The sequence below is a fragment of the Siphonobacter sp. SORGH_AS_1065 genome (genome assembly GCF_030818595.1).
Classification (GTDB): Bacteria; Bacteroidota; Bacteroidia; order Cytophagales; family Spirosomataceae; genus Siphonobacter.
Map to the genome: position 1 here is coordinate 2,089,479 of NZ_JAUTAM010000004.1, position 24,325 is coordinate 2,113,803.

At 45.3% G+C, this 24,325-nt stretch carries 15 protein-coding genes; 10 read left to right on the forward strand and 5 right to left on the reverse strand.

What is annotated here, in order from left to right; all coding sequences use genetic code 11:
* The first annotated feature begins 291 nt into the window (after nucleotides 1-291).
* The 8 genes from sucD to gldN all read left to right on the forward strand — a co-directional run bounded on the left by sucD (nucleotide 292) and on the right by gldN (nucleotide 9,595).
* Nucleotides 292-1,182, forward strand: a complete 891-nt coding sequence (gene sucD / locus QE390_RS09395) for a succinate--CoA ligase subunit alpha (protein WP_106636715.1) — start codon at nucleotides 292-294, stop codon at nucleotides 1,180-1,182.
* A gap of 110 nt (nucleotides 1,183-1,292) precedes the next feature.
* A complete protein-coding gene (locus QE390_RS09400) occupies nucleotides 1,293-2,477 on the forward strand; it encodes a DUF4271 domain-containing protein (RefSeq protein WP_307141957.1) in 1,185 nt (394 codons plus the stop codon).
* Nucleotides 2,478-2,596: 119 nt separating this feature from the next.
* Nucleotides 2,597-3,382, forward strand: coding sequence for a uroporphyrinogen-III synthase (locus QE390_RS09405; protein ID WP_106636717.1), 786 nt, complete (start codon nucleotides 2,597-2,599; stop codon nucleotides 3,380-3,382).
* Nucleotides 3,383-3,549: 167 nt separating this feature from the next.
* Complete coding sequence (locus QE390_RS09410; RefSeq protein WP_307141958.1) at nucleotides 3,550-4,500, forward strand: type IX secretion system membrane protein PorP/SprF; 951 nt, start codon at nucleotides 3,550-3,552, stop codon at nucleotides 4,498-4,500.
* A gap of 311 nt (nucleotides 4,501-4,811) precedes the next feature.
* Nucleotides 4,812-5,885 (forward strand): SUMF1/EgtB/PvdO family nonheme iron enzyme, encoded by a 1,074-nt coding sequence (locus QE390_RS09415; protein WP_307141959.1) that lies wholly within the window; start codon nucleotides 4,812-4,814, stop codon nucleotides 5,883-5,885.
* A gap of 149 nt (nucleotides 5,886-6,034) precedes the next feature.
* Nucleotides 6,035-6,856, forward strand: coding sequence for a gliding motility protein GldL (gene gldL, locus QE390_RS09420; protein ID WP_106636719.1), 822 nt, complete (start codon nucleotides 6,035-6,037; stop codon nucleotides 6,854-6,856).
* Nucleotides 6,857-6,916: 60 nt separating this feature from the next.
* Nucleotides 6,917-8,491 carry a gliding motility protein GldM gene (gene gldM / locus QE390_RS09425; protein WP_106636720.1) on the forward strand — a complete coding sequence of 525 codons (1,575 nt, stop codon included), beginning with the start codon at nucleotides 6,917-6,919 and terminating at the stop codon, nucleotides 8,489-8,491.
* A 21-nt stretch (nucleotides 8,492-8,512) separates the two neighbouring features.
* Nucleotides 8,513-9,595 carry a gliding motility protein GldN gene (gene gldN / locus QE390_RS09430; protein WP_307141960.1) on the forward strand — a complete coding sequence of 361 codons (1,083 nt, stop codon included), beginning with the start codon at nucleotides 8,513-8,515 and terminating at the stop codon, nucleotides 9,593-9,595.
* A gap of 53 nt (nucleotides 9,596-9,648) precedes the next feature.
* On the opposite strand, the gene QE390_RS09435 is transcribed toward gldN, so the two are convergent.
* Entirely contained in the window at nucleotides 9,649-10,665 is a 1,017-nt protein-coding gene (locus tag QE390_RS09435) for a type IX secretion system membrane protein PorP/SprF (RefSeq protein ID WP_307141961.1), read from the reverse strand.
* 416 nt (nucleotides 10,666-11,081) lie between these two features.
* Between QE390_RS09435 and QE390_RS09440 the strand changes: the two genes are divergently transcribed.
* Complete coding sequence (locus QE390_RS09440) at nucleotides 11,082-13,775, forward strand: TonB-dependent receptor domain-containing protein (protein ID WP_307141962.1); 2,694 nt, start codon at nucleotides 11,082-11,084, stop codon at nucleotides 13,773-13,775.
* A 110-nt stretch (nucleotides 13,776-13,885) separates the two neighbouring features.
* Here QE390_RS09440 and QE390_RS09445 read toward each other — a convergent pair whose 3' ends face one another.
* The 3 genes from QE390_RS09445 to QE390_RS09455 form a co-directional block, all read right to left on the reverse strand.
* Nucleotides 13,886-14,239 carry a hypothetical protein gene (locus tag QE390_RS09445; RefSeq protein WP_307141963.1) on the reverse strand — a complete coding sequence of 118 codons (354 nt, stop codon included), beginning with the start codon at nucleotides 14,237-14,239 and terminating at the stop codon, nucleotides 13,886-13,888.
* A 991-nt stretch (nucleotides 14,240-15,230) separates the two neighbouring features.
* Nucleotides 15,231-17,036: an excinuclease ABC subunit UvrC gene (uvrC, locus tag QE390_RS09450; protein ID WP_106636724.1), complete on the reverse strand. Its 1,806-nt coding sequence runs from the start codon at nucleotides 17,034-17,036 to the stop codon at nucleotides 15,231-15,233.
* An 11-nt stretch (nucleotides 17,037-17,047) separates the two neighbouring features.
* Nucleotides 17,048-18,181, reverse strand: a complete 1,134-nt coding sequence (locus QE390_RS09455; RefSeq protein ID WP_307141964.1) for a glycerate kinase — start codon at nucleotides 18,179-18,181, stop codon at nucleotides 17,048-17,050.
* A gap of 257 nt (nucleotides 18,182-18,438) precedes the next feature.
* On the opposite strand from QE390_RS09455, the gene QE390_RS09460 reads away from it, so the two are divergent.
* A complete protein-coding gene (locus QE390_RS09460) occupies nucleotides 18,439-21,708 on the forward strand; it encodes a VCBS repeat-containing protein (protein ID WP_307141965.1) in 3,270 nt (1,089 codons plus the stop codon).
* Between the two features lie 209 nt (nucleotides 21,709-21,917).
* On the opposite strand, the gene QE390_RS09465 is transcribed toward QE390_RS09460, so the two are convergent.
* On the reverse strand, nucleotides 21,918-24,203 hold the full coding sequence (locus QE390_RS09465) for a penicillin-binding protein 1A (protein WP_307141966.1): 2,286 nt from the start codon (nucleotides 24,201-24,203) through the stop codon (nucleotides 21,918-21,920).
* Nucleotides 24,204-24,325 lie beyond the last annotated feature (122 nt).

Here is a 24,325-nt window from a genome sequence, read left to right on the forward strand (position 1 = left end):
CAGGCTCCTGGGTCAACGATTATTTCGAAGATAGGAGGGGATGAGCTCACGCTATCCTTAGTTTATTTAAAATGTCATTTCAGGCAGGCTCTAAGAAAATTTTAAGCCTCTGAAAAGTTCAAAACCCACATTTCCAGAAAATAAAAGGGAGTACCTATACCTATTCACCCAAAAATATTAGCAGGGAAATTGCCGAACTGGTCTTAGCTTTCTACTTTTACGCCGGATTTTTCTGTTCTTTGCCAGAACAGCCACATTCTTTCCGAACTGGCCACTGCAAATCCCATCTCTATGAGTGTATTAGTTAACAAAGATTCAAAAATCATTGTACAAGGCTTTACGGGTTCGGAAGGTACCTTCCATGCCCAGCAAATGATTGAATATGGTACCCAGGTTGTTGGCGGTGTAACGCCCGGTAAAGGCGGCCAGAAACACCTGGACAGACCCGTATTTAACACGGTAGCAGATGCCGTGAAAGAAACGGGTGCTGACGTATCCATCATTTTTGTTCCCCCCGCTTTTGCTGCTGACGCCATCATGGAAGCCGCCGACGGAGGTATCAAAGTTATTGTAACCATCACAGAGGGTATCCCCGTGAAAGACATGGTTGCTGTGAAAGAATATGTACAGGGTAAAGATATTCGCCTCATTGGCCCTAACTGCCCCGGTATTATCACGGCTGAAGAATGTAAAGTAGGTATTATGCCTGGCTTCATCTTCAAAAAAGGAACCATTGGTCTGGTATCAAAATCAGGTACGCTGACATACGAAGCCGTAGATCAGTTAACGAAAGCTGGTTTAGGCCAGACGACGGCTATCGGTATCGGTGGTGACCCAATCATCGGAACGACAACGAAAGAAGCCGTTGAGTTACTGATGAACGATCCTGAAACGGAAGCAATCGTAATGATCGGTGAGATCGGTGGCGGCATGGAAGCCGAAGCTGCTCACTGGATCAAAGCAACCGGTAACAAAAAACCAGTAGTAGGTTTCATCGCTGGTCAGACGGCTCCTAAAGGACGCCGGATGGGTCACGCAGGTGCCATCGTAGGTGGTGCAGACGATACTGCTGAAGCTAAAATGAGAATCATGCGTGAATGCGGCTTATACGTTGCAGAATCGCCTGCCGTTATTGGTGAAACCATGCTGAAAGCTTTAGCTGACCGCAAGGCAAACGCGTAAGAGATTATTCTGTAATAGTTCTGGTTCTTTGATCTGATCATTGAATGCAGACTTACTGAGAGCGAGATTTGGTGGATTCTAATTTCACTTTTTCGACAGCACGAAAGCCTGTGGGTAGTTTTCTAACCCACAGGCTTCACTGTTTTTGGATTTTTATCCTGTTCGCCCTTGCCGGGACTTCTGCCTTCGCTCAGACAACGGGGCCAGAGGACGGTTACTTCCTTGTTCATGACTTTCGCAACGACTGGCGAGTGTATGATGAACAAGCGAAAACCTATGTCCCTTACATTCGGGAAATGCACCAGCAATACGGCTCTTACAGCGTTATTCTGGACATCGCTCAAAATCGGCATTATTACCTTTTGTATCGATCCGATCAGGAAAACTACCTGTTTATCAATGGCTCACTGCAAAAAAAATTACCCGAAAAGACCTGGACTATTTTTAAGCTGGATAGCCTCTATAAAGTCTCTCCAGATCGGCGGGTCTTGCTTACCCTTTATGGCCCACAGCCAGGTATAGATCAGAAGACCTTACAGATTGGCCATAAAATAGGGGTAGGGCAGAAGCCTATTTATGTATCCGAATCCTTCCTCCAGGCTAGACCCAGAGACGACTCCCCATTTGAAGATTTTTATGTGTTAGGAGCCTTGTTGTTGTTATTAGCCTATGCCTCTATTTACCGTAGATTCCCGAGGGATTTTATACGGTATTTAAGCATTAAGGATTTACTAACCATTCACCCCAGAGAAGGAGCTCCACTCGTAACCCGAGGGCTTCTGGAAATCGCTAACCTACTATTTTTATTACTCATCAGTTTTGTATTATCCTTTCTGTATCAGTTAATTAGATACCGAGGGATTGATTTATTTAAAACTCAGGCTCTCTTTCAGCAGGAAGAGACGATGGGGCAGTTATTTTTCTACTTTATTTTCATTGGTATTCTGATTTTCATCGTATTTCTATTGAAATATGTGATGGTTAATGTATTAGGTCATATCTATAAATTTGATAAAATAGTTAATATACATTTCTTTAAATCGATGCAGTCCTCTGCCATCTTTTATACCGGAATTAGTGTATTAATGCTCTTCATGTTAAACACTTTTCCATCCTTAACCTTTCACTGGGACAATCTACTGCTAATACCCATCACAGGCTTTTACATAGGACGGTTACTGTTATTGTACTTTTCCATTAATAAATTGTCTGACGCTAAAAATCTGTACTTATTTTCTTACCTTTGCATCGTTGAACTAGTTCCATTCATCATCGGCCTGAAGTTTGCCTTGTGAAAGCAAAGCAGCTCAAAAGGCGTAGTTTGATTGACACCGAAACATTTAGGTAGTTTCCAGGTTATCTATACGTTATCAGGTTTTACCATCACATCTTGTACATATTTTTTTGAATCTGAATGAGTGAAACGACGAACAAGGCGGACGAACGGCTCACGAAAGTTTCCAGCATTCTAGTGACCCAAGCTCGTCCTGCTGACGATAAATCTCCCTATTTTGATCTGGCACGGGAATACGATATCAAGATTGATTTCCGACCCTTCATTGAGGTAAATGGCGTATCGTACAAAGACTTCCGCAAGCAGAAACTAGATATTCTGGCACATACGGCTATCATTTTTACGAGCCGTAATGCAGTAGACCATTTTTTCCGGATCTGCAAAGAGGCAAAAATGGAAATGCCTCCCGAGATGAAATATTTCTGCGTAACGGAGCAAACGGCTAATTACCTACAGAAATACATTGTCATTCGGAAGCGTAAGATTTTCGTGGGTCAGAAAACAGCTGCTGATTTGCTGGATTTGATTAAGAAACACAAAACTGAAAAATTCCTTTTTCCCTGTTCGGATAAGCGTCGTAACGACATTCCCGGTTTTATGGTCTCTAATGACATTCATTTGAGCGAAGCCGTAATGTACGAAACGGGATCAGCGGATTTATCGGACCTGGAAAACGTATTCTACGATATCATCTGTTTCTTCAGCCCTTCTGGTATCAAGTCGTTGTTTGATAATTTCCCTGATTTCAAACAAAACAAAACCCGTATTGCTGCCCTGGGGCCTACCACGGCCAAAGCGGTAACGGAAGCTGGATTAATCCTTGATATTGAAGCTCCCATGCCTAATGCTCCCTCCATGACCGGAGCTTTAGATTTATACATTAAAAAGGCAAATGGCTTGAAATAATAATACTTTAATAGAAAGAAAACCTCTGACTCAATTCGTCGGAGGTTTTTTTTATGTTGCTGTAACAATCTGTCTGTTCTGGCGTTTGGTACTATGCCGGGGAAATCCAACAGAAATGTCGATTTACCAAAATAGTTTCATAGTTTTATGATTGTGAATGTTTCGCCATGCAAAAAACGCTATACTTCATTATAGTACTCTTCTTGGTTTCTTCTGGTGCATTGAGGGCTCAACAGGATCCTCAGTTCAGTCAGTACATGTATAACCAATCGTTTTTTAATCCTGCGGCGGTAGGTTATGAAGGAGTAACTCGCTTTCAATTGATTCATCGTCAGCAATATATGGGTTATCAGAGCAGTTTCTCCGATGATGGAGGAGCCCCTACAACCCAGCTTTTCTCATTTCAGTTACCACTTCCAGGAATCAAGTCAGCCGTTGGTCTGAATGTATTCAATGACCAGGCCGGTCCGCAGCGAAACCAAGAAGTACAGTTGGCCTATGCATACCGCATCCCCCTAGGAGGAGAACGAACGCTGGCTTTTGGAGCCCAGGGTGGGTTATTAATTCGATCCATTGATTTTGATAAACTCAGAGCCCGCGATCCCAATGATCCTTTAATTGGTAGCGGAAAAGTTAACGAATCCAATCCAGATGTTGCGGCAGGGGTACATTATTCAACACCAACGTATTACATCGGAGCTTCTATGATTCACCTGAACGGAGCTCGTTATTCCTTTGGTCAGGAAGGAGCCGTTAATCAGGCTCAAAAAACCTTTTTTATTAATGGAGGTTACAAGTATTATGTGAACGAAGATGTAGAATTAAATCCGGCTGCAATTTTAAAGTCAGATATAAATACGTTTTCGATTGAAGCTTCGTTGTTAGCCATGTGGCGTAATTTCGTGTGGGTAGGAGCAGGCTGGCGGCAGGGAGACGGTATTCCCGTTTTTGCCGGAGTAAACTGGAATCGATTCCGTCTGGGAGCCTCCTACGATATTATTCTGGGGGGGGTAAGTGCAAAATCGCCCGGATCTTATTCCATATTATTGAGTTATGCTTTACCAGCACCAAAGCCTAACAAAAGAATTCCCGTACGGACTCCACGTTTCCGTTTTTAAGACCAACATTAATCCAACATGAAGTTTATACTTCTTCAAGAGTAAGGACAGGCTATTTACAGGGTAGGGCATTTTGAATAAAAATCAAATTTTCTGAAAACGCCAACCCTGTGGATTAACGTAAGTTTAGCGAACGGAAGAAAGCACCAGAAATAAATTTTTTATTTTTGCCAGCTAAGTTAAATACGATATCAGCGTATTTATCGTTTTTTTGCGGCATCGTAGTCTCTGGTAAACGTAACCATTTGGTAATAATTCACAAATAGCGATTGAATAAGAAAAACAACTATATGATTATGAATGAGCGGTATATGAGTAAACGCCTCATTTGGAGTCTTTTGATTCTCTTCCCAATGTTGATCATGCAGAGTTGCGGTAAAAAAGGCAACAATGCTAGCAATGGAGGAAAAGGTGGAAAAGGCAGTCGCAAAGGAGATGTTGGTGTCTACAATGGAGAAATTGTTGCCGATGCCCGAAAAGGCTGGAAACAACCGACCCCTTATGGAATGGTATTGATTCCATCGGGTTCTTATCTGATGGGACAGGCGGATGAAGATGTTGCTACCGCTCAGGTGAACTTTAACAAGCGGGTAACAATCAGCCAGTTTTTCATGGATGATACGGAGATTACCAATAACGAATACCGTCAGTATGTAAATGCAATGTTGACGGATTCTGTTTCGGTGCTTGGAGAAGAATATATCATGAGTAAGGTATATCCAGATACCACCGTATGGAAAAAAGACTTTACCTACCACAATGGTGACCCCATGACGGAGTATTATTACTCTAGTCCTGCATTTGACCGTTATCCGGTGGTTGGCGTAAGCTGGGATGCCGCTCGTGACTTTTGCCGCTGGCGTACCTCAGTACTGAACGATTACCGGGCCAATGAAAATCAGGCTGCCATGCCTCGGTTTGAGTTACCTACGGAATCTCAGTGGGAATGGGCTGCCCGCGGTGGTAAGGCTGGTGCCAAGTATCCTTGGGGTAATCCTTATGTAGCCAATGGCAAAGGTTGTATGTTGGCCAACTTCAAACCACAGCGTGGTAACTACGACGCGGATGGTTATGCTTATACTGCTCCTGCTAACATGTACAACCCTAATGAATATGGATTGTATAACATGGCTGGTAACGTAGCTGAATGGTGTCTGGATGCCTGGGCTGATAACGCTGCCGTAGTTACCTGGGATTTGAACTCCGATAATATCAACGATGACGAGCCTCGCAAAGTAATTCGCGGCGGTTCATGGAAAGACGTAGCTTACTTCCTTGAAACGGGTACCCGTAGCTGGGAGTATAAAGATGCTCGTCGCTCTTACATTGGCTTCCGTTGTGTGATGCAACACCTGGGTATGTCTTCAGGAAGAGAATTCCGTTAGAATTTCATAAAAGCATCTATTTCATAGTTTCTTGAGATAGATGCTTTTCTATGCGTTTAAAACCGCTATCCCTTTACCACCTCTTAAAAAGAGCTGTTTTTTTAAGATTTAATCCAGTCCTTTTCACGTTTAAACCTTTTTATTTACTCATGGCGGCGAAACGTAGCGTCTTCTTCGACAAAATTCTTCCAGTAATTTATAGCGTTGGGGCCGCTGTTGTAATTCTGGGGGCCCTTTTTAAAATCCAACACCGTGAAGGTGCCGATACGATGCTGACCATCGGAATGGGTACTGAAGCTGTTATCTTCTTCCTCTTCGCTTTTCAGCAATTTGTTGCCCCCGACAACTCGTATCAGTGGGAAAAAGTATATCCTGAATTAGATGACAACTATAAAGGCGAATTACCTACGCGTAGTGCTGCTGCTCCCGTAGCCGTTTCTCCTAACCTGGGATTGATGTCAAAAATGGATGACATGCTGGCAAACGCGAAAGTGACGCCGGACGTATTTAATAACTTAGGTACAGGCTTACGCAGCCTGACGGACACCGTTGGTAAAATTGGTCAGTTAACCGATGCTACGGTAGCTACTAACGAATACGCGAAAAACGTGAAGATTGCTGCGGGTTCATTACAGGAAATGAACAAGTCTTACGGAACAGCTGTAACGGCTATGTCTGATATGGCTTCAGCAACCATGGATGCTAAAGAATACCGCGTGAAATTCCAGCAAATCACGCAGACAATGGGTGCTTTGAATGCAGTATATGAGCTTGAATTACAGGATACTCAGAAACACCTGAAAGCAATGAATGCTTTCTACGGTAACCTGGCTTCAGCTATGGATAATATGCAGGAAGCTTCTAAAGATGCCCAGCAATTCAAGAATGAAATGGGCCGTCTGACCAACAATTTACAGTCGCTGAATAATATTTATGGCGGTATGTTGTCGGCCATGAAAGGCGTACAATAGTCAGTGATTCTCCTACACTGATGCTCATTTTTTCTGACACTGAAAAACTAAATAAGGAATATGGCAGGTGCCAAAGAAACACCCCGGCAGCGAATGATCGGGATGATGTACCTGGTACTAACGGCAATGCTGGCTTTGCAGGTAAGTTCGGCTTTAATTGACAAATTCGTTTTGTTAAACCGAAGTCTGGAGTCCGCCAATAGTACCGCTAGTGCTACGAATCAACAATCAGTTAAGGGCATTAAGGATAAAGCAGCAGAAAGCGGAAGCCTTTATGCCGATGTGATGGCAAAAGCAGACGCGGTTCGCAAAATTTCTTCTGCCATTTATAATGATCTGGACGCCTTGAAAATGCAACTGATTGAAGCGGGCGGCGGATATGACAACCAGGGAAATTTAGTTAACCCTAAAGAAGAAGACAAAGTTGCTATCCTAATGGTAGGAACAAACGAAGATGGTAAGGCGTACGAGTTGAAAAATAAACTTAACAAGTACGTAACAGATCTTCAGGCTTATGCTGATAAAGGAACACAGTTTGGACCTTTAGCTCTGGATGCCAAAGATGATCCTATTACCAGCAAAAGCTCTGAGCAACGGAATAAGGATTTTGCTGAGTTGAATTTCGCTCAAACCCCAGTTCCTGCGGCTTTGGCGGTATTAAGCCAGAAACAGTCTGAAGTATTACGTTACGAGAATACGGTTCTGGACCAGTTAGCTGCGAAAGTGGGTTTGAAAGAAATCAAGTTTGATAAGATTTTCCCAGTTATCTCTGCTAAGTCCAGTACGGTTGTGGCAGGTATGAAGTACGAAGCTGAAATGTACGTAGCTGCTACTTCTTCAGCCATTACTCCTCGCATGAGCTTTAACGGAGCGGCGGTACCCATGAAAGATGGTCGCGGTCAGATTCAGTTTACGGCTCAGGGCGGTGCTTATGGTCCTGATGGATTAGCCAAGAAATCGTACACAGCTACGGTTAACTATCCTGATCCAACGGGTGCGATGAAAACCTTCACGGTTACGGGTGAATATTTTGTAGCGAAACCTTCTTACAGCATTCAATCGGCTTCATTACCTCCTCTGTATCTGGGTTGTGCAAACCGTTTGCAATTTGTAAGCCCTCAAATGGGAGCCATGTGGAATCCATCCTTTAATGCACAAGGAGCGGAAACCATTGCGGGCGGACAAGGAAAAGTTACCATTGTTCCGAACAGTCGTCAGGTAAGTCTGAACGTAGTAAACATGGGTAATACCTTAGGTACTGAAAAATTTAATGTTCGTCGTGTACCAGCTCCTCAGTTAGTTCCGTTTGGTAATGGAGCGAAGCTAGATGTTCGTAAGGGCATTGGAGCCAGCCAGTTACGTGTACTGGAAGTAAGAGCCATTGCGGATGAAGATTTTGCTGCTTCTAATCCTGAAGATGCTAAATTCCGGGTAAGTGATGTTCAAATTTCCTTAGCCCGTGGTTCGAAGCGAGTAGCTGGTCCTGTGGGTCAGGGTAACATTGCTTCTCTGGCTGCAACGGCTCAACCCGGAGATCGTTACGTGATTGAAGTAAAAGGCTATCAACGTCAGAATTTCCAGGGTAAAGTTTCGACTACAGCGATTAACGAACCTATTACTGTTCCATTAAACTAACGGCGTAAAATTCACGTTGCCATGACAAAATTGAAAGGAATTGGGGGTCTGATGCTGTCACTGGTGGTGGCAGGGGCGACCTATGCTCAAGAGCCTACCCCTATGCCAGAGCAAGCCCCTCCGGCCAATTTACAGCCTGCTCCAAATACGCAAAATCAAGTATTAAGAGGGGGGCAAGGAGCTTCGATGAATAGCCAGCGGGCTTCAATGGCGGAACGTAACCGTACCTCAGAATCTCTCCGTCCGATTGATGATGAGGATATTATGTTCAAAACAACGCTTTGGCGTCGGATGGACTTACAAGAGATTCAAAACCAGCCTTTTTTCTCAACCAACAACGAGGTAACTCGTTACCTGATTGATGGAATGAAAGCGGGTGTATTGAAAGCCTATAAAAATGATTCATTAGTTACGGAGCTGACTCCTGAACAATTTCAGGCTAACCTGAGAATGGAAGGGATCGGTGCAGGACTTTCAGACGAGGAAAAAGCAGCCGGTTTTGGTGATCCTGCTCCGGCTGGTGGTGACGATGGCTGGGGCGATGCTGCGAATAAAAAGCAACCCGCTGCTGCTAAAAAGCCTGCGGCTCCCGCTGGGGGTGTAGATGATGGCTGGGGTGGTAGTACACCTGCAAAAACCGACTCTAACGGTTTTGATCAGCCTTCTTTCGCGAATGATAACTCGGCTTATGAATACTTTCCAACGGACATCACCGTGCTGGAATTGAAAGAAGATTACGTATTTGACAAACGTCGTTCACGTCAGTACTATGACATGAAGTCCATTACGTTAATTATTCCAGCGGCTAAAACTTCTACGGGTCTGGATCGTGAAGTTGCTACGTTCCGTTATCGGGATGTAGATCAGTACTTCCGTAGCAATCCAACCAAATTCATCTGGTATAATAACCAGAATAATGCCAGACACCTGAACATGGCTGATGCATTCGACCTGAGATTATTCTCTTCTCGAATTCTGAAGCAGTCAAATTCTAAAAACGCTTACTTGTCACAGATTTATGGTGGTGAGAAAGAAGGTCTGGTGAAAGCTCAGCAACTGGAATATAAACTCATGGAGTGGGAACACAACCTGTGGGAATATTAATCAGCAGATCAAGTAAAACGAGAAAACCCGCCGATGAAGCGGGTTTTCTCGTTTTAGAACAATCGTGGACAAATGATTCGTTGACGATTATTCAGCATAATCCCGATTACTATTTCATGCGTGCCCCGAGATACATTTCGAAGATTTGACATCGTAAAGTCATACGAATAACCCAGATTGATCTGATAGTTAATATTAACGCCAACAAGACCTACAATGGCATCTTTGTGGCGATAGGAAAGCCCGGCCCAAATCCGATCCTGATAGGAAAACTTGGCATTAACATCGTACGAAAGAGGAACGGGTCTAACCGACTTAACTAATAGGGAGGGTAGGAATGCCCAATCTTCAGTAACATCAAAGCGATAACCCGCCGTTAGAAAGTAATGATTATAGAGGGTGCCTAACCACTCATAGGCTGATTGACCTGAAGTACGATAATGGATATTTTTGAACAGTAGCTGGCTTGCTGACAGGCCCACGTAAAAATGAGGATCATAGAGCAATACCCCAGCCGATAGATCAGGCATTAGTACACTTTGTTTCCCATATTGTAAAACGGGATCGGAAGGGTCTAGCAGATGCAGGCGATCAAAATCAATGGTATGCTGGGTAACGCCAGTGCCCAGGCCAGCAGATAATTTGATTCGATTATTCAATGGAATATGACGGGCATAACTAATAGTTAACGTAGTACGGTAAGTAGGGCCCATTTCATCGTAAAGAACCATCCCTCCAATGCCATGATGCCCCGGAGCGGCGGGTTGTGATCGAAAAACCCGGGGTCGGGGAAGTGGCCTGCCATTAGGCCCGCGAACGGCTAAGGAACTGGTTCGGTCGGCCTTATCAAGGGCTCCGTGAGCCGTAGCATAAAACGTTTTGGGAGCTCCCTCCAAACCGCTCCACTGATTACGATATCCCACTTTGGCATCAATAAAATCTTCAAGTCCACTTACGGCTGGGTTAATCACGAAAGCATTCAGCATATACTGACTATACTGAGCCCGTTGTTGGGCCTGAGCGATTCCATTCCCCAGAAGTAAGAGCAAAAACCAGTAAGAATGCTTCATATAAGGTCCTTTGAAAAAAGTAACGTACGAAAATCATTTACATTCTTTAGTTACCTGAAAAATTAGCCTGATTAATTGAGGTGGCATAGATGTATTAACTGTAAAAATACTCAGATATTAGTCTGAAATTGAGCTTTCAAAAATGACGATGATTTCTATGAATTGGTCGCGGGACTCTTCCCTTTTGTACAATATTATTTTTATTTCATCCTTGATAATCAGGATTTAATCTCCAAAATGCCTCCCGTAGGTTGATCTATGAACTACAACCTTTCGTCGAGTTTACATCAGTAATCAGATTGTTATCAACATTTTTGGACGAATAATCCTGGCACAACTGGATTAATAAACTGAGTAAACCTCCTAGTATTTTCTGTTAGAGTAACCACACCTTATCCATTTGGATACGCACAGCTATGAACCTATTTTTTAAACGAGCCATGATTAAGTATCTATTTTTTCTCTTTTCCATTTTTTCCATAGGATCGGCGTTTGCCCAGATTCCTGGAACCCCACAACCGGGACAACAGCCTCAAGCTATTCCGGGAACGGCTCAGGATCAGACTCCTAAAGGTAATGCCAAGATTACGGGTTTCATCGTAGATTCGACCGTTACCAGTGCAGTGGAATTCGCCAGTGTGGCCTTATACAGCAAGGCTACTAATAAGCCTATAGACGGATCTGTAGCGGATGATAAAGGGAAATTTACCCTGAATCGCGTGGCAGACGGTACTTATAAACTGGTTTTTACTTTCATCGGGTTTAATTCAAAAACGATTGATAATGTAACTGTTGCAGGAGGTAAAGACCTGGATATGGGAGTAGTTAAGTTAACACCCACCACGAGAACTTTACAGGAAGTAACCGTAACGGGTCAGCGGGAACTGGTAGAGGAGAAAGTGGATCGTCTGGTGTATAATGCCGAAAAAGATATTACCTCCCGGGGGAGCGATGCTACGGAAATTCTTCGAAAAGTACCGATGCTATCCGTTGACCTGGATGGTAACGTACAGTTACGGGGTAATTCGAACGTACGTGTACTTATCAACGGTAAGCCTTCGACCATCATGGCTCAGAACATTGGAGATGCCCTAAAGCAAATTCCTTCTGACCTAATTAAGACTGTTGAAGTGATTACTTCTCCTTCGGCAAAATATGATGCAGAAGGTTCGGGCGGGATCATCAACATCATTACCAAGAAAAATACTTTACAGGGTTTAACGCTCAACATTGATTCAGGTGTGGGTAACCGGGGAGCTAACTTAGGGCTGAATGGCAGTTACCGCAAAGGCAAGCTTGGAATTACCCTGAACGGCTTTGGCCGCTCGAATTATAACATAAAAGGCAAAAACGAAAATAACCAGACGGCTACGCGTAATGGCGTAGAAACGCTGACGAGTCAGACGGCCAATACCTTGGATCGTAACCTGTTTGGTAATTACTCTTTAGGCCTGGATTATGATATTTCTAAAAATTCATCGCTGACTGGTAATATCCGTTTCGGTACTCGCAATGGCTGGAACACGCAGGATCTGCTGACGAATGTGTATCGGGGTGGTGTATTAGCAACGACCAACCGCCGGGAAATTGATTCAAAGGATGAATCGGGAACCCTGGATGCGAACATAGACTATACCAAAATCTTCAAGCCTCAACAAGAGCTGAGTATTTCGGGACAGTTTAGCCGTAACAACCGAACTAATAATTACATCGCGGATTCACTTAATGCCGAAGGACTGGTAGGGACGCGTCAGAGAAACGACAACGATAGTTACAACCAGGAATCGACAATTCAGATCGATTACCAGATGCCTACGGGTAAAAACCAGTTGTTTGAAGTAGGAGCGAAAACAATTCTGCGTCAGGTACAGAGTAACTACGAATATTTTATCGCTCAGGGTGAAAACGGAGCCTACCGTACGGATACTAGCCGGACCAACAACCAGTTGAATTATGATCAGAACGTAGCGGCGGGTTATGCGACCTACCAATATTCAACGAACAATAAGTGGTATTTTAAAGCGGGTGCCCGGTATGAATATACCTCCATTACGGGTAATTTCAGTACAGGTTTTGACGCTCTGAATATTCCAAATTACTCCAATCTGGTTCCTAGTATCAACCTGTCTAAAACGCTTGGAAACAGTACGTTGAAATGGGGCTATAACCGTCGTCTGCAACGTCCGGGTATTCAGTCGCTGAACCCTAACCTAAATCTGGCGAACCCGCTGAACATCAGCCTGGGTAACCCTTATCTGCGACCAGAATTGACGGATAACTACGAAATGACCTGGAGTACGTCCATCAATAAAACGTATTTGAACTTTAGCGGTTTCTATCGATACACGGGTAATTCCATTACTTCTGTTCGTTCCAATGCCTCTGATATTCGGACCATCTTTGCAGGAACTGATTACGGTAATATCCTGAACACAGCCTTAACAAACGTATCAAGCGACGCGATTGTAACGACTTCAAGTAACATTGGTCGGGAAGAATCGGTGGGCCTGAACATCTTCGGAAACATTAACTTTACCTCTAAATTCTCTATTGGTGGTAGCCTGGACATGCAGTATAAAATGCTGAGTAACGGCAGTAATACCACCTTAAGTACTTCTAATTCGGGCATGGTGATTGGGGGCCGTTTCAACGTCTCACTCACGATGAAGAACAACTGGGCCATGCAGGGCTTCGGCTTTATTCGCGGCCGGGATATCGATTTGCAGGGTAGCCGCGGTGGAATGGCCTTCTATAACCTGGGGATTCGGAAAGAATTCAACGACAAAAAAGCCAGCTTAGGTTTTGGTTTCGAGAACTTCCTGAATTTCGGTGGTTTCAAGGTTCGCAGCAGCTATACCTCACCCGTATTTACCCAACAAACCCTTAATATTCGTTACAACACGGGTGTTCGGGTAACGTTTAGCTATCGCATCGGTAAAATGAGCTTCAACCAACAACCCCGTCGCAAGGGCCGTGGTGTGAACAACGACGATATCAAAGGCGGTGATGGAAATGAAGGGGGTGGAATGCCCGGTGGCCAGCCACAAGGAACCCCGCAAAACAACAGCGGTACTCCTGGAAACCGTCCAGGTGGTGGCCAACGCAATTAAGTCCAAAGACCATTTCAAGTCAAAAGAGCCTTCCTTGTGAAGGCTCTTTTGGTTTACTACAAAAAAGCCACTTCCAGGTAGAAGTGGCCTGAGTTGTGAAGTGTAATAGACTAAGCGTGGGTAAGTAAAGTACTAAGAATGATGCCCACGTGAATAAGAAAACTCGTGGCAAAAATAGGCAGTATAATTTTCGTTGATAAAGCCGAAAGATTAGGCACTACTACGCTGAAGATAGAAATAACAGCGACGAGTAAATAACCATCTCCGAGGCCGAAATGATTAATGGTCCAAAGTAAAAGAGGAGTTAGGATACAACCCTGAATGGCTACGGTTGCTCCGGCCCAAAGCCAGTGATTTTCGACTTCCTGACTATCGCAAAAAGCGATGAAACGATTCCAGAGACTGGGGGAAGTAGGGTTAAGATTAATACCCTGTGCTGTATGATTGAGTTCTGTGCGTACCATTTTGATTACCAGTTTGATAACACAAAACTACAGCCGCTCCATGAGCTTACTAATGACAAAAGTCAGTTCCAGAAATGAGATTAATAAGTCTGGGATTATGCCTTTTTTTCTAAACTAACAAAAGCCAGTTGTAGAGCGTAACTCCATAACTGGCTTTTCTGGGGCTCTCTAAGATTTATAAGTCGAACACTAATGTCAATTCTGGTTCGCTCTTAGGGTGTAAAGGTACTTCTTCCGCTGTCATCTCGAACGAAGAAAGAGGCCTTCTGTGGTAGGAGACGGCTGTGAAGCGGTAAAGACTCCCTCATGTTCAAGTAAGTTCACAAAGGAATTTCGCTATGGATGCCAACCTTGTGGGTATAAAGGCAGGCAAGAATCTGCCTGATTGAAGGAACGAAATGGAATCTCGCTCCAGGGGGTCGTAGTTCGTCTCTATGTTTTAAACCAAAATCCTTGATGAAGTGATGAAGCCGCCTGCCTCACAAGTTCCCAAGTAGAGACGCGACTTCATCGAGTCTGGGGAAGAGGCGGTTTTCTGTTACTTCTGTATGGCTTTCATCTTTCTACCCTTTCAAAACCAAATTTTTGGGTCAAACGGCTTTTACTACCTTACATAGTCTCCTGCAGTCGCTGGTTCTAGCGGAGCGACTGCGAAAGAATGAAAGGGAGAAATCCATATACTTCAGCCTAGCCGATGCCAGCTTTTTCGCTGGCATCATTCGTCTAACATCCAATTGTTGACACCCTCCCGCAGTCGCTCAGCTTTAGCCGATTGACACTATAGTCTGGTAGGCCTCTGGCCGAGGGTAGTAAGTATGTTTTGTTGACTGAAGGTTGTTTTCTGACCAAGTTCGGATTTGCATCCTATCGGCCAGAGGCCTGGAGCTAGGTGGTCACTCGGCTAGAGCCGAGCGACTGCGGGAACATAGGAAAAGCCCTGTCTACTAGCTTTCTCTTTCTCGTTAGGCGACATCTTAAGTTTAGTCAAAAATCAGGCTTTCATAGTGTCGAAATGATGTTTGATTTTTTGGGCTTTATCCTTACCCATTACTTTCTCAATATCTTCAAACGACGCCTCTTTTAAAGCCTTGATGGTTTTGAAGTGTTTAAGCAGCTTGGTAGCCGTGATTTTTCCAATACCTTCAATATCCTCCAGCTCGCTTACCAGGAAAGTTTTGCTGCGACGGTCACGGTGGTGCGTAATACCAAAACGGTGAGCTTCATCTCGCAGTCGCTGAATTAGCTTCAGACTTTCGGAGCGTTTGTCGATGTATAAAGGAATAGAGTCTTCCGGGAAATAAATTTCTTCCAGCCGTTTAGCGATGCCCACAATAGGAACTTTACCATATAGTTTCAACTCCTTTAACGCTTCACAGGCCGCCGAAAGCTGTCCTTTGCCTCCATCGACAATAATTAGATCGGGGAGTGGGGCTTCTTCTTCCAGCAAACGATGGTAACGCCGTCCTACTACTTCCTTCATCGTGGCAAAGTCGTTCGGGCCCTCAACGGTTTTGGGAATAAAATGTCGGTAATCTTTCTTGGAAGGCATGCCATCCATAAAACAAACCATTGCCGAAACGGGGTTTGTGCCTTGAATGTTCGAGTTATCGAAACACTCGATGTGGCGGGGAATTGTCTTGAGCTGAAGATCATTTTTCAGCGTCATTAATACCCGCATTTTGGGGTTACCTGCCGTGTCTTCAGCTACCTTACGATCATTCTTTTCTTTTCGGAAGAATAATACATTTTTCAGCGAAACGTCCAGTAACTTCCGCTTATCGCCGATTTGGGGGACGGTATTGGTAATACCTTTCAGCTCAATCGTAAGTGGTAAATTGGAAATAATCTCTTTCGATTCGGATTGATACTGCGTGCGTAACTCCCAGGCCCACATGGTAAGAATATCAGCGTCGGTTTCGTCGAGTTTTTTCTTAACTTCAACTGTTTGGGTCAGGGTAATAAAACCATTGGTTACCCGCATGAAGTTAAGAAAAGCCGTAGTTTCATCCGATACAATCGTACAGACATCGACATTCCCGATGTTTGGATTAACAACCGTACTACGGCTCTGGAAACTCTCAATTCGATCCAGCTTTTCTTTCCACTCCTGAGCTTCCTCAAAATCAAGCCGACCGGCAGCAGAAGCCATCTGTTCCTGAAAAAACTGCTTGGGAATCTGAAGGTTACCTTTCAGGATATGTTTAATTTGCTCAATGTTACGGTTGTAATTTTCCTCCGTTTCCAGTCCTTCACAAGGGCCTTTGCAACGCCCGATATGGTATTCCAGACAAACCTTAAATTTTCGGTTTTCGATATTACTGGGCGTTAGGGCATAACTACAGGTACGAATGGTGTAGAGTTGTCCAAACATATCCAGCAGACTGTGCATGGCCTTCACGTTAGCGTAAGGGCCGAAAAACGTACCCAATTTTCGATCAACCCGGCGAAGGGTAATGATGCGGGGAAAACGTTCATTGGTGATGCAAATGAACGGATACATTTTATCATCCCGCAGAAGAATATTAAAGCGGGGCTGATATTGCTTAATCAGTGAATTTTCGAGTAATAGAGCATCAAATTCCGTAGGAACAATCGTGAATTCGATCTTACGGATGTACGAAACCAGCCGTTTGGTTTTACGGTCATGATCGCGGGAATTCTGGAAGTAACTACTCACCCGATTTCTCAGATCTTTCGCTTTACCGACGTAAATGACGGTTCCTTCCTCATCAAAGTACCGATACACGCCCGGTTGATGAGGAATCTTGGTGAGTTCGGTTTTATAATCGAATGCCATGAATGATCAAGTCAATTTTTTCCAATACAATACAAATGAACGGCCCAGAAGCTGGCTTCCCGGAGTCGCTCGGCGGCGGTTTGCAAAGCTTCCTCCAAAGGCACGGGTGAACGGAGGATAGAGGCCGCATAACTTAGCCCCAGGGCTTTTAGTTGCGAAGGCTGGGCTGCTAGCGTTCCGCAAAGGGCCAGTACGGGAATATTCCGTTGCTGGGCTGTTTCACAAATTCGTCCAATCAGCTTGCCCTGTAAACTTTGCTCGTCGAGTTTACCTTCCCCGGTTAGAATCAGGTCAGCATTAGATAACACTTCCTGAAAGCCGGTAAGTTCCATCACTAACGCTGCTCCGGGACGAATCTTTGCTCCAGCAAAAGCCATTAATCCAAAGCCTAAACCACCGGCAGCTCCCGCTCCCGGAACCTCTGCTAAAGAACTTATGCCAAGTCCTTTTTTAGCTACTTTTTGGGCCAGATTCTGCAATCCTTTGTCGAGTAATGCGACTTCTTCGGGTGAAGCTCCTTTCTGCGGACCGTACACCTGAGCTGCTCCGGTTACCCCGAACAGTGGAGCCGTAACGTCCGAGGCAATGAGTAACTCCACTTCCGGAAGAAAGGAAGGGGGTTCGATGCGATGGATCAGGATTAATGAAGCTCCCGTAGGTTCAAGTAACTGATCTTTTTCGTCAAAAAACTGCCAGCCTAAGGCTTGAGCCATACCCATACCGCCATCGGTCGTGGCCGAGCCACCAATGCCTAGGATTACTTTACTAACTCCGGTCTGGATAGCTGCTTTTAGGAGTTCCCCCGTTCCGTAGGTACTGGTTTGAGTGGCCTGGTATTCGTTCGGGTTCAGTAAAGCCAGGCCCGAAACCGTAGCCATTTCAATAAAGGCGGTTTGCCTATCGCCTGAAATACCGTAAGAGGCAGATAGATTTCGCATCAGGGGGTCATGTGCCTGAACATCGTGAAAAGTACCTTGCGTAGCCTGAACAAGCGTTTCCAGAAAGCCTTCACCACCGTCTGATAAAGGAAGGGATTGAATGATCGCCTCGGGGCATGCTTCCCGAACCCCAGCGACCATCGCCTCGCAAGCTTGTGAAGCCGTCAGCGAACCACGAAATTTATCAGGAGCCAGAATAATCTTCATGTATCAATGGATTTAGAGGAATTTGCTCGGAACGCGGAGTTCGGAACGCGGAGTTCGAAATGCGAAGGTACAGCAGAGAGGCGATTCATAGCGTCTCACACCTTGTGTATACATGTTAAGACCCAACAAAGCCCCCAGAACGGATGCAAAGGTTTATTCATTGTTTATCTGGCTTTTTAGGCGGGGAAAGCAGCCCTTTAATTACGTTTTTTAAGCCCGGAGTGGTAAATTGCGAAAGTAACATTTTCCCCTCCCGCATGAAATATTGGATTTTCGGTATGCTAATGCTGTTCGTCGTTGCCTGTCAGCGTTCGGAACGCAAGCGGCCTTACGAGGCTCCCGACGATCCCCTCTTCGTGGGTGTTTCCGTGAACAAAACGGGCCTTGATTTTCAAAACCAGCTTCCTAATCTGGACAGCCTATATCTTGACATCCCCGCCGATTCTGTTCAACGAGAAAATTTTCTGAGATTAGCCGAACGTCTTCTGGGAGCCGGTGGCGTTGCGGCTGGTGATTTAAATAATGACGGCTTACCCGACCTTTTCTTTACGGCTTCTTCAGGTAAAAACAAGTTATACCTCAATCGGGGGGGCTGGCGGTTCGAGAACGTTACTGAAGCGGCAGGCCTGTTAGGTAATAAGCAGTGGTCTGCTGGAGTGTCTATGGCCGATGTGAATGGGGACGGCTGGCTGGATTTATACGTCTGTCACTTCGGCCCAAAAGCTGAGAATGAGTTATTCATTCATTCCGGGAAACTGACCGAAAATGGAATTCCTCAATTTACCGAACAAGCTCAGGCCCTGGGCTTAACTAATAATCGTCAGGCTGTTCAGTCCGTTTTCTTCGATTATGATCTGGATGGCGATCTGGATTGTTTCGTAGTGAATAACCAAATCAAAGCTCTTCAGCCCGACTCGCTGCAAAGTTGGCCAAACGGCTCCAATCGCCTGTATCGAAACGATAAAGGGCTTTTCATAGACGTATCACTGAAAGCAGGATTAGCCGAAAGCCTGACCACAACGGGCGTAGCCATTGCCGATTTTAATGGTGACCAATGGCCAGATATTGCCCTTTCTCGGGATTTCCCGGAAACAGATGTGATTTACCTGAATCAACAAAAAGGACTTTTTCAGGAAACCCGGCCTTTTCTGCACACGCCCCAACGAAGTTTGAGTATCGTAGCGGGTGATTTGGATAATGACGCTCAAACCGATGTACTGGCTACTTCTGCTTTATCGGATGACGCTATTCGGAGCCGGACGCAGGTCAAGTTTGGCGATAATCGAAGCCTTTTTCCAACGGTTCCGCATAATACACTTCAGCAGAATCGGGGTGACGGTAATTATTCAGACCGGGCCTGGATGGCGGGTGTCGCCGCAACGGATATTAGTCATGGGGCTTTAGTGTTTGATATGGATGCTGACGGCTGGAAGGATATATTTATTCCGAATGGGAACAACCGGGACGTTCGGGATTTGGATTTTCTGGAAAAACTAATAACCGACAAATCCACCTCACGACTGACGATGCGGCAGTTACTGGATGCCATGCCGACGACGCCTCAGTCGAATTTTGCCTTCTTAAACCAGAAAGCGTTCACGTTCGACAATCAGGCCTTAAGGCTGGGCTTAGCCGAACCAGGTTATTCCAACGGAGCCGCCTACGCTGATCTGGATAATGATGGCGACTGGGATCTGATCGTGAATCAGATGGGAAAGCCGGCCCGTATGTTCCGCAATGAATATGAACAGGAGAAAGAAATTCAATCCCTGAAAATCAAATTCAAGGGTCCGGCAGGTAACCCCTTTGGTTACGGCACAGAAGTTCGGATTTATGCGGGTAATACTCAGCAGAAAATGGTAATGCAACCCAACCAGGGGTATCAATCCAGTCAGGAACCCGTGTTACTGGTGGGTTTGGAGAAAGAAACCCAGGCTGATTCCATCGTAATTAACTGGCCGGGATTTACCACGCAAACTTTACGGAATGTTCCGGCCAAACAAACGCTGGAGGTAATAGCCGCTCAGGCCGTTCCGAAGAAAACCGTGGTTTCGAATCCTCAGATAGTGAAGCTATTCAGCGATGTTTCGGCGGAGTTACTGAAGCAGGAAGTGCGGCATGAGGAAGATACCTTCAACGATTTAGCTCTGCAACCGTATTTACCCCGAACGTTGTCAAAAGAAGGACCTAAAATGGCGGTTGGCGACGTGAACGGCGACGGGCTGGAGGATCTTTTCATTACCGGAGTGAAGAATCAGGCGGGGCAGTTATTACTGCAAACGAAAACCGGAAAATGGCTTCCCAGCACACAGAAGGCTTTTCTGGAGAATAAGTATTCGGAAGAAGTAGCCGCCGTTTTCGTGGACATAGATCAGGATCATGATTTGGATTTAATCGTGGCGTCGGGAGGAAATCAGTCGGCGGATAGCTCTTTTGTTCGGCTGTACCTGAATGATGGAAAGGGGACGTTTACGTTTGAAAAAGAACGAATGCCGGATATTTCCCTAAACGCTTCCTGTCTGGCAGTGGCGGATGTGGATAAAGATGGCGATATGGATGTCTTCGTAGGGGCCAGAAGCGTACCCGGTACGTATGGAGTTACCCCCAAAAGTTATCTGCTGAAAAATGAGAAAGGCTTTTTCAAAGCAGCAACGCCCGAAGTTTTAAGCAAAATTGGTTTGATTACAGATGCCATTTGGCAGGATTTGGATGGAAATGGATACCCCGATTTAGTAGTGGTGGGGGAATGGATGCCGATTTCTATTTTCTATAACCGAGGTGGAAAATTTACGTATTCAGATAACCAGACCATCCCTAATTCGGAAGGCTGGTGGACGGCTCTTAAAAAGGCCGACCTGGATGGGGATGGAGACATGGATTTTGTGGTGGGTAACTGGGGCCTGAATTCCGAATACAAAGCTTCTCTGGAGCAACCCATGTATCTGCAAGTCAACGATTTTGATCGAAATGGTAGTTTGGATGCCTTATTAACCAGGGCCGATGCGGATGGAGAGCAATACCCGGTGGCGACGCGGCAGGAGTGGAAACAACAGTTACCCAACTGGAATACGCCTTTGTTGAGTAATAAAAAGTTCGCCGAGAAATCCTTTCATCAGCTCATTACGGCTTCACAACGCCGGGGAACTCTGGAAAAGAAAGCGGTTGAATTCAGAACGAGTTTACTGATTAATGAAGGCAATGGGAATTTCCGGTTGCAGGCCCTGCCCGGTAACGCTCAGAACAGCCCGATTTTCGGTATTGCGATTCATGATTTTACGAAAGACGGAAAACCGGATATTTTATTAGGGGGGAACCTTTGGGGGATGCCCATAGATCGTGGGCGACTGGATGGAAACCGAGGGACACTGTTGATTAATGAATCAAGGTTGAAATTTAGTGAATATAAACCTCCGCGGGGCTTGCTAACGGGACAGATTCGGGATTTTGCTCTGGTACCTTACTTAAGCCAATATCGACTATTTGTGGGCCGAAATAATGGAAGATTACTCATTTATGCTCTTGATTAGCAACACTAGCGAATAAGAGAGATAAGTCGCAAAATCTGAGGGCTTTATTGAAATAAGTATATAAAAAATTTAATATTATTTTGAAATGGTCGAGGGACTGGATAAAATTGTGTGATTTTTGAACAGAACCTGACAATGACTACCATTCGATGAACAGCATTGAATAGTTACAGAAAAAGGCAGCGAATAGCTGCCTTTTTTGTGATTAATTAGAGTAATTCGCCGTCAGCGGGCCGCTTTTCGTTTGGAATCACGATGGTCGAATCTCCATAAGAGCGATCCCCAAAGGGGTTGTCGCAAATCTTATCGTTAGCGGGTTTTTTGAAAGGTATTTTCTTCAACCCAATGGACTGATCGGCATAGACACGATTCATGTACTTTGCCCAGGCAGGCAAAGCCATACGTCCACCCTGACCTAGGGCACCCGTGCGGAAGTGAATGGAACGCTCGTCGCCACCTACCCAAACACCCGTTACCAGTCCCTGCGTAACCCCCATGAACCAGCCATCTGAGTAATTGGAAGTAGTTCCGGTTTTGCCACCAATCTGGTTATTCTGTCCGCAAGGTTCGCGGTTCAGACGAACGGATGTGCCACCGGGTTCCTGCGTGGCTCCCTGTAACATATAAACCATCCGCCAGGCCGTTTCCGGACTTAAGGCATCGTGCGTAGTGGTTTCAAACTTCCGTAAAACATTACCGTACCGATCTTCGATACTAATGAGCGTTTGAGGTTCATTCCAGGCCACGCCGCCGTTAACGAACGTACAATACGAGTTTACCATTTCGAATAAATTCACGTCAGGTGTACCCAGACAGATGGTTACATCCTTCGGGATTTCGGATTGAACCCCCAGCCGGTGAGCGTATTCGATGATAGTTTCCGGCCCGAATTTCTTCATTAACTGTACTGAAATCGTATTGACGGACTTGGCAATGGCCTGTCGCAACGTCATGCTATTCCCCGAAGCTCCCCCCTCGTAGTTATTGGGACACCAGTTCCCAATACAGGTTGGTTCGTCTCTCACAATATCACAGGGAGTATAGCCTTTATCAATCGCCGTAGCATAAACGAAAGGCTTGAACGAAGAACCAGGCTGACGTCGGGCCTGACGTACGTGATCGTACTTGAAATACTTGAAGTTAATACCACCTACCCAGGCCTTTACCTGACCCGTATTAGGGTCTTCCGACATCATGGCAATGTGCAGGAAGCGTTTGTAATACCGAATGGAATCCATCGGGGTCATGGTGGTGTCACGCTCGCCCCGATACGTAAAGATTCGCATTTTAACGGGCGTATTCATGCCCTTCATAATCTTCTCTTTGTCATCTCCGAAACTCTGTTTCAGTGTTCGGTACCGCTCGGTGCGGGGGGCAATCCGGTTTTCAATGAAGCCCCGTAACTCCCGACCATTTTCGTCAATCCAGGGATTACGGCCCTTCCAGTGTGCATTGAAGAGGCGTTGCTGTTCTTTAATATGTTCCATGCAGGCCTCTTCGGCGTGGCGTTGCATCCGCGAGTCAATCGTTACGTGAATTTTCAGACCGCTGGTGTATAAATCCAGAGGATCGTCGCTGGAACGCTGGCGGTTGAGTTCTTCAATTTCTTTCAACAGGCGATCCCGCATGACAGCCACGAAGTAAGGAGCCTGATTGCTATTATGATTCAGGGACTTAAGCTTTAGGGCAATCGCATCATTTTGATAAGCTTCGAACTGGGAAGCACTCAAAAACCCGTAATGCACCATTTGCTGCATTACGATATTCCGGCGGGTTTTGGAAGCTTCGGGGTGCATGCGAGGATTAAAACGATCCGGGTTCTGACACATCCCCACTAAAACTGCTGCTTCTTCAACCGAAAGTTGCGAGGGCTCTTTACTGAAATAATGCAGTGAAGCCGTTCGAATTCCATACGCATTATCACTGAATTCGACCGTGTTCAGGTACATCTGCATAATTTCCTGCTTCGTGTACCGGCGTTCCAACCGAATAGCTGTAATCCATTCTTTAGTCTTGATGATGAGCAATTTAATCAGCGGAACATCACCCAGAAACCCTTTGTAACGTTCACTGCGGGCTTCAAAAAGGTTTTTTACTAACTGCTGTGTCAGCGTACTACCGCCCCCTGCTTTCCCCATCCCGGCTACGGAACGGCCAATGCTTCGGGGGTCAATACCTGAATGTTTAACAAAACGAACGTCTTCGGTAGCGATAAGGGCATTAATAACGTTGGGTGAAATATCCTGCAATTCAACCGGACTACGGTTTTCCAGAAAGTAACTACCCAGAACTACCCCGTCGGAAGAGATAACCTCGGAAGCTAGTTCATTACGAGGGTTATCCAGCTGTTTAAGACTGGGCATTCCTCCAAAGAGGTTGAACAGATTGAAATAAACAGCCAGAATATAAAGCAGAAAGGAACTTAAGCCAAACAAAGTAAACCGCCAGATCTGACGGATCATTTGCTTGTAAGGACCCGGGAGAAATTGAAACATAGCTACTAATAAAGGTGTATAAATGCAAAGGTGCAAAGGAACCAGCGGAAGACCAAAGCAGACCTTATGGCTTCAACGATACGGCTTACGTAAGATTGTATTCCAGAAAGAATATTAGCGAA

What these genes read in the sequence shown, in the direction of transcription:
- sucD (WP_106636715.1), top strand. Translation starts at nt 292, where the DNA reads ATGAGTGTATTAGTTAACAAAGATTCAAAAATCATTGTACAAGGCTTT.
- QE390_RS09405 (WP_106636717.1), top strand. Translation starts at nt 2,597, where the DNA reads ATGAGTGAAACGACGAACAAGGCGGACGAACGGCTCACGAAAGTTTCC.
- QE390_RS09410 (WP_307141958.1), top strand. Translation starts at nt 3,550, where the DNA reads ATGCAAAAAACGCTATACTTCATTATAGTACTCTTCTTGGTTTCTTCT.
- QE390_RS09415 (WP_307141959.1), top strand. Translation starts at nt 4,812, where the DNA reads ATGAGTAAACGCCTCATTTGGAGTCTTTTGATTCTCTTCCCAATGTTG.
- gldL (WP_106636719.1), top strand. Translation starts at nt 6,035, where the DNA reads ATGGCGGCGAAACGTAGCGTCTTCTTCGACAAAATTCTTCCAGTAATT.
- gldM (WP_106636720.1), top strand. Translation starts at nt 6,917, where the DNA reads ATGGCAGGTGCCAAAGAAACACCCCGGCAGCGAATGATCGGGATGATG.
- gldN (WP_307141960.1), top strand. Translation starts at nt 8,513, where the DNA reads ATGACAAAATTGAAAGGAATTGGGGGTCTGATGCTGTCACTGGTGGTG.
- QE390_RS09435 (WP_307141961.1), bottom strand. Translation starts at nt 10,665, where the DNA reads ATGAAGCATTCTTACTGGTTTTTGCTCTTACTTCTGGGGAATGGAATC.
- QE390_RS09440 (WP_307141962.1), top strand. Translation starts at nt 11,082, where the DNA reads ATGAACCTATTTTTTAAACGAGCCATGATTAAGTATCTATTTTTTCTC.
- QE390_RS09445 (WP_307141963.1), bottom strand. Translation starts at nt 14,239, where the DNA reads ATGGTACGCACAGAACTCAATCATACAGCACAGGGTATTAATCTTAAC.
- uvrC (WP_106636724.1), bottom strand. Translation starts at nt 17,036, where the DNA reads ATGGCATTCGATTATAAAACCGAACTCACCAAGATTCCTCATCAACCG.
- QE390_RS09455 (WP_307141964.1), bottom strand. Translation starts at nt 18,181, where the DNA reads ATGAAGATTATTCTGGCTCCTGATAAATTTCGTGGTTCGCTGACGGCT.
- QE390_RS09460 (WP_307141965.1), top strand. Translation starts at nt 18,439, where the DNA reads ATGAAATATTGGATTTTCGGTATGCTAATGCTGTTCGTCGTTGCCTGT.
- QE390_RS09465 (WP_307141966.1), bottom strand. Translation starts at nt 24,203, where the DNA reads ATGTTTCAATTTCTCCCGGGTCCTTACAAGCAAATGATCCGTCAGATC.